This is a genomic window from Pseudomonas sp. GW823-FHT06B06, assembly GCF_058795195.1.
The window spans coordinates 1-1,202 of sequence record NZ_JBXAHO010000095.1 but is presented as its reverse complement, the minus strand read 5'-3'; the positions used below and the strand labels follow the sequence as shown (position 1 = coordinate 1,202).

Sequence of the window (1,202 nt, the reverse complement as noted above, 5' to 3'; positions counted from 1 at the left end):
CGTTCGCTGCTGCTGCTCAAACTCGCCGACGCCATCGAGGCCCACGGCGAAGAGCTGGCCAAGCTCGAATCGGACAACTGCGGCAAGCCCTACAGCGCCGCGCTCAACGACGAGATCCCGGCGATTGCCGACGTGTTCCGTTTCTTCGCCGGCGCCAGCCGTTGCATGAGCGGCTCGGCCGGCGGCGAATACCTGCCCGGCCACACCTCGATGATCCGCCGCGACCCGGTCGGGGTGATCGCCTCCATCGCGCCGTGGAACTACCCGCTGATGATGGTCGCCTGGAAAATCGCCCCGGCCCTGGCCGCCGGCAATACCGTGGTGCTCAAGCCCTCGGAACAGACGCCGTTGACCGCGTTGCGCCTGGCGCAACTGGCAGCGGAAATCTTCCCGGCTGGCGTGCTCAACCTGGTGTTCGGCCGCGGCCCTACGGTTGGCAGCCCGCTGGTCACCCATCCGAAAGTGCGCATGGTGTCGCTGACAGGTTCGATCGCCACTGGCGCGAACATCATTTCCAGCACCGCCGACAGCGTCAAGCGCATGCACATGGAACTGGGCGGCAAGGCCCCGGTGATCATCTTCGACGACGCCGACATCGACGCCGCGGTCGACGGCATTCGCACCTTCGGTTTCTACAACGCCGGTCAAGACTGCACCGCCGCCTGCCGCATCTATGCCCAGGCAGGCATCTACGAGAAATTCGTCGAGAAGCTCGGCGCCGCCGTGAGCAGCATCAAGTACGGCTTGCAGGACGATCCATCGACCGAACTCGGCCCGCTGATCACCGCGCAACACCGCGACCGCGTCGCCGGCTTCGTCGAGCGCGCCGTGGCACAGCCGCACATCCGCCTGGTCACCGGCGGCAAGGCCGTGGAAGGCAACGGTTTCTTCTTCGAACCAACGGTGCTGGCCGATGCGCAGCAGGACGACGAGATTGTCCGTCGCGAAGTGTTCGGGCCGGTGGTGTCGGTGACCAAATTCAGTGACGAGGCACAGGTGCTGGGCTGGGCCAACGATTCCGACTACGGCCTGGCGTCCTCGGTGTGGACCGCCGATGTCGGCCGCGCGCATCGCCTGTCGGCGCGCTTGCAGTACGGCTGCACTTGGGTCAACACGCACTTCATGCTGGTCAGCGAAATGCCCCATGGCGGGCAGAAGTTGTCGGGGTATGGCAAGGACATGTCGATGTATGGGCTGGAGGA

Annotated in this window: 1 protein-coding gene; it reads left to right on the top strand. The window is 65.4% G+C overall.

What is annotated here, in order from left to right:
- On the top strand, window positions 1–1,202 hold a 1,202-nt coding region (locus tag AC1Q8Q_RS32135), incomplete at both ends, for a gamma-aminobutyraldehyde dehydrogenase (protein ID WP_492615966.1).